Origin of the sequence: Stackebrandtia soli (genome assembly GCF_965137155.1) — a bacterium.
Lineage (GTDB): Bacteria > Actinomycetota > Actinomycetes > Mycobacteriales > Micromonosporaceae > Stackebrandtia > Stackebrandtia soli.
The window spans coordinates 60,700-67,433 of the sequence record NZ_CBCRZX010000007.1; the positions used below are offsets into that span (position 1 = coordinate 60,700).

Consider the following 6,734-nt stretch of genomic DNA (forward strand, 5'->3'; position numbering starts at 1 on the left):
GGGTTCCGGTGATGGGGCGTTCTTCGTGAGAACGGCCTCCGCCACCGGAGCCCCTCAACGCGTGGGCTCCCATTCGTGCCGCGCAGCGGAAACGAACTCCCACGCAGGACCTGAGGCGGCGGACTCGATCGGGCCCGTCACCACCCCACGACAGCGAAGGAGCCTCCGTGAGCTTTCCCCTCGGAGTCAACACCTGGGTGTGGACGTCGCCCCTCACCGATGACTCGCTCGCACGGCTCGCGCCGCGCGTCGCCGACTGGGGCTTCGACGTCATCGAACTTCCCGTGGAACAGGTCGGCGGCTTCGACGCGGCGAAGGCCGCCACCCTGCTGGACGGTCTCGGCCTGCGGGCGACCGTCGTCCTCGTCATGGGCGGCGACCGGCAACTCGTGGCCGCCGACACCGCCACCATCACCGGAACCGTGGACTACCTTCGGCACGTCGCCGACGTCGCCGCGACGGTCGGTTCGCCCGTCATCGCCGGGCCGGCCTACGCGTCGGTCGGCAGGACGTGGCGCATGACCGACGACGAACGCGACGGCCACTATCGACAGTTGCGGGAGAATCTCGCCCGTGTCGCCGAACACGCCGCACCGCAGGGCGTCACGATCGCCGTCGAACCGTTGAACCGTTATGAGACGAGCTTGATCAACACGGTCGACCAGGGGCTCGACGCCCTCGGCGACGCGCCGGGTTGCGGCCTCGCGCTGGACATCTACCACATGAACATCGAGGAGACGAGCATCGTCGAGGCGATCGGGCGTGCCGCCGGTCGGATCGCGCACGTACAGGTGTGCGCCAACGATCGGGGCGCTCCGGGGCGGGACCACCTGGATTGGCCAGCGATTCTCGGCGCGTTGCGAGACGCCGCGTACGCCGGTCCGCTCATCATCGAATCGTTCACCGCGAACAACGCGACGATCGCCACGGCCGCCTCGATCTGGCGGCGGCTGGCGCCCACACAGGACGCCATAGCCACCGAAGGTCTGGCATACCTGCGTTCGCTCTCCCCCGTTGACGAAGGAGTCACCCGATGAGCCGTCCCGTCACCCTGTTCACCGGTCAATGGGCCGATCTGCCGTTCGAGGAGGTATGTCGGCTCGCGTCGTCGTGGGGCTATGACGGCCTCGAGATAGCCTGCTGGGGCGACCATCTGGACGTCCGACGGGCCGCCACGGACGCCTCGTACGTCGCCGAGAAGCGAGCGACGTTGAAGCGGCACGGCCTCGACGTGTGGGCGATCTCGAACCATCTCAACGGCCAGGCGGTCTGCGACGACCCGATCGACGACCGGCACAAGTCCATCGTCAACAGTCGAGTGTGGGGCGACGGAGAACCGGAGGGGGTTCGGCGGCGCGCCGCCGAGGAGATGACGCACACCGCGCGCGCGGCGGCCGCGTTCGGGGTGTCGACTGTGGTCGGCTTCTCCGGTTCATCGATCTGGAAGTACGTCGCCATGTTCCCACCCGTGTCCGACGAGACCATTCAGGCGGGCTATCGCGACTTCGCCGACCGCTGGAACCCGATCCTCGACGTGTTCGACGAGGTCGGCGTCCGCTTCGCGCTCGAAGTGCATCCCAGCGAGATCGCCTACGACTACTGGTCGACGGCGGCGGCGCTGGAGGCAGTCGAGCACCGGGAGGCATTCGGCCTGAACTGGGACCCGAGCCACATGGTGTGGCAGGACATCGACCCGGTCGGGTTCCTATGGGACTTCAAGGATCGGATCTACCACGTCGACTGCAAGGACACCCGCAGGCGAACCGGCAACGGACGCAACGGACGGCTGTCATCGCACCTGCCGTGGGGCGATCCCCGACGCGGCTGGGACTTCGTCTCCTGTGGAAACGGGGACGTCCCCTGGCAGGACTGCTTCCGAACGCTCAACGCGATCGGCTATGACGGTCCCATCTCGATCGAGTGGGAGGACGCGGGCATGGACCGTCTCCGAGGCGCCGCCGAGGCGGTCACGTTCGTCCGTTCGCAACTGTTCGACCCGCCGAGCGCGGCCTTCGACGCGGCGTTCGCGACCGATTGACCATCTCCCGCATCGCGGGCCGGGCCGGCACACCACGAGCCGGGGCCGGTCCGGCCCGCGGTCACCGCCAACACGACGACCATTCGGGCGGTTCGATCACGGCGACGTCGGGGCGGGACGGGATCGGGTCGTACGAGTGGGCGACGACGAGGCGACCATCCTCGACGGCGTCCTCATCGGCGATCACCCGGCTCGACACACCGTCGGTTCCGACGTAGTACCACTCGACAGCGCAGGGACTGTCGTTGGAGACGAACGCGCTCGTGCCGAGCCGAGGGCACAGCCATTGCGCGAGTTCGAGTTCCGTCATACCGCCGCACGCCCGCGCGAGAGCGTTTCCGCCGGTGAGGACGCACGGGAGACCCGGTTCCTCCGGGACCTCGATGAGGACGTGCAACAGTGGGCCGTCCCGATCACCCAGGTGCTCCATGAGCCCGACGTAGACGCGGTCGGCCGGCATCGCGAAGGCCGTCGTCAGAACGCGCCGCAACGCCTCCGCGTCGGTGTCCGTGTCGAAATAGGTCATGTAGGTGATGCCGTCGGCGAGCGTCGGTTCGGTCTCGGTCATGGTGACAGTGTCGGAAGTCCGTCAAGGGCCCCAAGGTTCCCGGGTCAGCGTCAGGGAATCTCCAGGGAGCACGTTGGGCTCGCCGGGTCGAAGATGTTCAGTTCGACGAAGATCTTCTTCGCGTACTCGTGGTGGCCCCGTTCGTTGGGGTGGATCGGGTCGGACAACCAATCGTCGATGACGCCCGCGCTCTGGCTCTCCCAGAACACGTGATGGTCGATCAGGAAGACCGCGCGTTCCTCCGCCACCGACCGAATGATGTCCATATAGGCAGGTAGGTCCTCGCGGTCGGGGCTGTGTTCGACGTCGATCGGATTCGCGGTCTGAAGCACCGGCACGGCACCGAGCTGACGCACCCGGTCGACGAGTTCGGCGAGGTCGGTCCGGAACCTGCCGCGGCCGGACACTCCGTCCTTCGCGTCGTTCATGCCGACCAGGAGGAACACCGCGGCGGGGGCGAAGCGCGTGACGCGATCGTCGAAGCTCGACAGAACCTCCCGGGCTCGCTGCCCGCTGATGCCGGTGTTGATGACGAAGTCGGACACCTTGTGCAGTTCCCAGCGCACGCGCTCCTCGAAGTGCTGGCAATAGCTGCGCCAGCCGTGGGTGTGCTTGGCCCCGTGGGTGATGCTGTCCCCAGTGAACACCCAGGTGATCGGCAGGGCGCGGTCGAGCATGCGGCGCAGGCGTTCCCGCTCGTCGGCCGGTTCGAGAAACGGCTGCGGTGGCCTGGTCGCCCGGTAGGGTTCGATGCCGGCCGACCCCACCGCTTCGGCGGGGACCATTGAGGCGAATACCGCGAGCAACACAGTGCGCAGGATCGTGCTTCGACGCATGAGTCGGGGCCTTTTCTCAAGGGGTGGAGGGGAAGCGCCGTTCACCGTTGAACGTGACGTCACCGTCAAAGGTAAACGCGACGCGTTGTGAAGGCGCCTCGGTCAAACCGGTGAAAAACACCCGACGAACGCACAAAGCGCCCTCAAGAGACACGCGACCGGACCGGTTCCGGCTGCGTCGGATGGCACGGAAATCCGCGCCGAACGTGGCCGGAGTCGTCCCGTCATCTGACGTCGGGTGGGGTGAGCCGCGATCGTGTTCCCGTCGCGACGCAGCCGATCCGCCGGGTGACGGGACAGCCGTTCCGTTCTACCCGTGGTTGGCTCGGCGACGAGCGGAGCGGGCACAGACCTCGTCGACCGTCACCCGATAGGCGTCGACATAGGTTTGACAGGGCCAGTACTGTTCGCATTCCACACATCGTGGAGAGTCGTCGTGCTTGACGTGCGCCTTACATGCCGCCTCGGCTTGGGCGGCCGTCATCATGGCTCCTCACCCCGAAGGATGGCGCGGCGACGATTCGCCAGCGCGGTGAACGCGTCCGCAATACGTTGTGCCGCTTCGTCGGTCAGCTGACCGTCCGGGCTTCGATCGCCCTCTCCCACCATCGGCACGATGTCCGACCGGCCGGCATACACGCCCGCACCAATCGGTTTGATCTCCCCCGAATCGATTCGCCGCACTGTGGCCGGTGAGACCGGGCGAAACGTTCGCTGCTGCTTGGCTGCCATGGTTTTCCTCCATCGGCTATGCTCGCGCGGCCACCCACTTGACCACGTCGACCATCAGCAATGTCACGGAGCGTCCTCGCGATAGCGAAAATTACGTGTCCGCAACACTGAGTGCAAGCTAGCACACAGGGTTAAAGATCACAAGCGACGGTAGTGGGTCCGACTCGACCAGCTAAAACGTTAGCGCGCAGCGGAAGCGCGTGCGAAGCGTGACGGTGGTTGTACTCGCCGAGTATGCTTTGTCATTCGAGTGAAAATTGCGCCGAATGAGGTGTCATGATCAGTCCCCTGGTGCGCCGCAAGCGACTTGGCGCCGAACTATTGCGACTTCGCAAAGAGTCGAAACTGCCGACGGCGACAATCTGCAAGAAGACTGGATTGACGACCGCGAAGATCTCCCGGATGGAGAACGCGACCTTCGCCCCGAATCTCGCCGATCTGATGACCCTGCTTCCCGTGTACGGTGTGGACGGTACGCGATGGCACGAGATCATTCGCATCGCGGCGGACGGCGCGGAGCGCGGTTGGTGGCAGGACTTCGGGAAACACATGGGCGCGCGACAACGCATCAACGCCGATCTAGAGTTCGGCGCGGCGTTGATCCGGGAGTTCTCCGGCGGCGTGATTCCCGGGCTCCTGCAAACCGCGGACTACACGCGGGCGCGGTGCCGGGTCAGTCATGTCCGCGGCAGTTTCGCGCCGACGGCCAACATCGACAAGGCCGTGGAGGCGAGACTCGCGCGCCAGCGCATGATGAGACGGCCGGAAGGGCCGCGCTACACGGCCGTCATCGACGAACTGGCCCTTCTGCGCCCGGCCGCGCCGCCCGAGACGATGCGCGCCCAGATTGAGGAATTGATACACCTGCAAGAAACGGATTCACAGATCACGATTCACGTCCTGCCGATTCGCGCGGTCATTTCCGACTATTGGCTGCCAAATGCGAGTTTCTCGATATATACCTATAGTGATCCTCAGGATCCCACCATTACGGTCATCGAAGGCGAGGCCCGCGATCTACTGTTGTCCGAACAGTCCGATATCGACACATACCAGGATCTCTTCACCCGGATATCGGATGCCGTCCTGTCACCCGAATCGACGACCCGACTTATGCGTCAGATCACAGCCGCGCTATAAATGCGGTCGTGGAAAACACGCATCACACACCGCACACCATCCGTTCTTGGCGTAAGGCGAGTCGCAGCTGGGGTGGCGACAGCAATTGCGTCGAGGTCGGTATCGCTCAGGCGACGGTGGGAATCCGAGACTCGAAGCTGACCGACCACGACGATTACCCGGTACTCTCCGTGACGGCCAACGATTGGAACGGTCTGGTGGGGCTCGTCCAGACGGCGCTTCCGTCTCGCCCCTGACACATCCCGAATAGCGATCGTCCCGTCATCTCAAGACACCCGACGGGACCACCGCCCAACCGGAGCTCGCCGCAGGGCGACTTCCATTGAGGGCGGTCGCGGTATCCCCAGCGCGGCCGTCCTCACACCCGCGACGAATCCGGGCCGCCTCGCGAACGGCGATGGCGCCGGTCCGGCAGGGTTTCCCGGCGACGGCCCGACGGCGCGTCGACGAACGAGCGTCCTCACCCAAGGGCGGGACGCTCAAAGAACCACAGTAGACCGCGATGAGCGGCGGGCGATTCAGTCGCCGTCGCGGCGGCCGCGTTCGAGACGCACCCGCTCGGCCTCGGCGGTCGACTCGTCGGCCTGCTGCTTCAGGGCCTTCGCCTTGATCGCGTACTCATCGATGTAGTCCTGTCCGGACAGTTCCATCAGCGCGTACATGATCTGGTCGGTGACGGCCCGCTCGACCGTCCGGTCCCCGGCGAGACCCTCGTATCGAGAGAAGTCGATCGGTTCGCCGATGGAGATGCGGACGCGGCCGATCTTCGGCAGTCGTTTGCCGATCGGCTGCAGTTCACCGGTGTTTAGCATCGCGACGGGAATGACGGGTGACTGGGCCTGCAACGCCAAGCGCGCGACGCCGGTCTTGCCGCGGTACAGACGTCCGTCCGGGGACCGCGTGCCTTCAGGGTAGATACCGAACAGATCGCCCTCACCGAGCACCCGCAGCCCCGTCTCCAACGCGCCGTGCGCGGCCTTGCCCCCGGTCCGATCGACGGGAATCGCGCCGACGCCGCTGAAGAACAGGCGAGTGAAAAAGCCCTTGATGCCTTTGCCGGTGAAGTAGTCGGATTTGGCGATGAAGATGATCTTTCGGCTGACGACCAGCGGAAGGAAGATCGAATCCGAGAATGAGACGTGGTTGCTCGCGATGATCGCGGCACCGCGCTTGGGTATGTTGCTCAGGCCCTCGACCTTGGGTCGGTAGACGATCCGTAGCCAAGGACCGATGACGACCCATTTCAACACCCCGTACAGCAAGGCACGGCTCCTTCTTCCCTATCCAATGATGTCTATGAGCGTACTCAAGACCGGTGCCCGAGGGGGCGCCCGGCGTACCCGTGCGAAGATTTGGTAACCCGCTGCCGAGTAGGAAGGTGCCCGACGTGAGCGTCATGGCCGGAACCGACTCATTCCAT

Annotated in this window: 8 protein-coding genes; 4 read left to right on the forward strand and 4 right to left on the reverse strand. The window is 65.3% G+C overall.

Annotation, left to right across the window (positions count from 1 at the left end):
* Nucleotides 1-167 precede the first annotated feature (167 nt).
* Together ACM9NP_RS06580 and ACM9NP_RS06585 are read left to right on the forward strand one after the other, a co-directional pair.
* Nucleotides 168-1,037, forward strand: a complete 870-nt coding sequence (locus ACM9NP_RS06580; protein ID WP_415645700.1) for a sugar phosphate isomerase/epimerase family protein — start codon at nt 168-170, stop codon at nt 1,035-1,037.
* Complete coding sequence (locus ACM9NP_RS06585; RefSeq protein WP_415645701.1) at nt 1,034-2,038, forward strand: sugar phosphate isomerase/epimerase family protein; 1,005 nt, start codon at nt 1,034-1,036, stop codon at nt 2,036-2,038. Before ACM9NP_RS06580 ends, ACM9NP_RS06585 begins: the two co-directional genes overlap by 4 nt.
* A 61-nt stretch (nt 2,039-2,099) precedes the next feature.
* Here ACM9NP_RS06585 and ACM9NP_RS06590 read toward each other — a convergent pair whose 3' ends face one another.
* From ACM9NP_RS06590 to ACM9NP_RS06600, 3 genes are all read right to left on the reverse strand, one after another.
* Complete coding sequence (locus ACM9NP_RS06590) at nt 2,100-2,606, reverse strand: hypothetical protein (protein WP_415645702.1); 507 nt, start codon at nt 2,604-2,606, stop codon at nt 2,100-2,102.
* 50 nt (nt 2,607-2,656) lie between these two features.
* Entirely contained in the window at nt 2,657-3,442 is a 786-nt protein-coding gene (locus ACM9NP_RS06595) for an SGNH/GDSL hydrolase family protein (RefSeq protein ID WP_415645703.1), read from the reverse strand.
* A 483-nt stretch (nt 3,443-3,925) separates the two neighbouring features.
* On the reverse strand, nt 3,926-4,174 hold the full coding sequence (locus tag ACM9NP_RS06600; protein ID WP_415645704.1) for a hypothetical protein: 249 nt from the start codon (nt 4,172-4,174) through the stop codon (nt 3,926-3,928).
* A gap of 276 nt (nt 4,175-4,450) precedes the next feature.
* On the opposite strand from ACM9NP_RS06600, the gene ACM9NP_RS06605 reads away from it, so the two are divergent.
* The gene (locus tag ACM9NP_RS06605) at nt 4,451-5,314 is read left to right on the forward strand and encodes a helix-turn-helix domain-containing protein (RefSeq protein WP_415645705.1); all 864 of its coding nucleotides are present in this window, start codon (nt 4,451-4,453) and stop codon (nt 5,312-5,314) included.
* 8 nt (nt 5,315-5,322) lie between these two features.
* The gene (locus tag ACM9NP_RS06610; protein WP_415645706.1) at nt 5,323-5,550 is read left to right on the forward strand and encodes a DUF397 domain-containing protein; all 228 of its coding nucleotides are present in this window, start codon (nt 5,323-5,325) and stop codon (nt 5,548-5,550) included.
* Nucleotides 5,551-5,832: 282 nt separating this feature from the next.
* Here the strand turns inward: ACM9NP_RS06610 and ACM9NP_RS06615 are convergent, their stop codons facing one another.
* The gene (locus ACM9NP_RS06615) at nt 5,833-6,576 is read right to left on the reverse strand and encodes a lysophospholipid acyltransferase family protein (RefSeq protein WP_415645707.1); all 744 of its coding nucleotides are present in this window, start codon (nt 6,574-6,576) and stop codon (nt 5,833-5,835) included.
* Between the last annotated feature and the right edge of the window lie 158 nt (nt 6,577-6,734).

Excerpts from the sequence above, each read along its gene's own strand:
- ACM9NP_RS06590 (WP_415645702.1), bottom strand. The coding sequence starts at position 2,606 with ATGACCGAGACCGAACCGACGCTCGCCGACGGCATCACCTACATGACC.
- ACM9NP_RS06605 (WP_415645705.1), top strand. The coding sequence starts at position 4,451 with ATGATCAGTCCCCTGGTGCGCCGCAAGCGACTTGGCGCCGAACTATTG.
- ACM9NP_RS06595 (WP_415645703.1), bottom strand. The coding sequence starts at position 3,442 with ATGCGTCGAAGCACGATCCTGCGCACTGTGTTGCTCGCGGTATTCGCC.
- ACM9NP_RS06600 (WP_415645704.1), bottom strand. The coding sequence starts at position 4,174 with ATGGCAGCCAAGCAGCAGCGAACGTTTCGCCCGGTCTCACCGGCCACA.
- ACM9NP_RS06585 (WP_415645701.1), top strand. The coding sequence starts at position 1,034 with ATGAGCCGTCCCGTCACCCTGTTCACCGGTCAATGGGCCGATCTGCCG.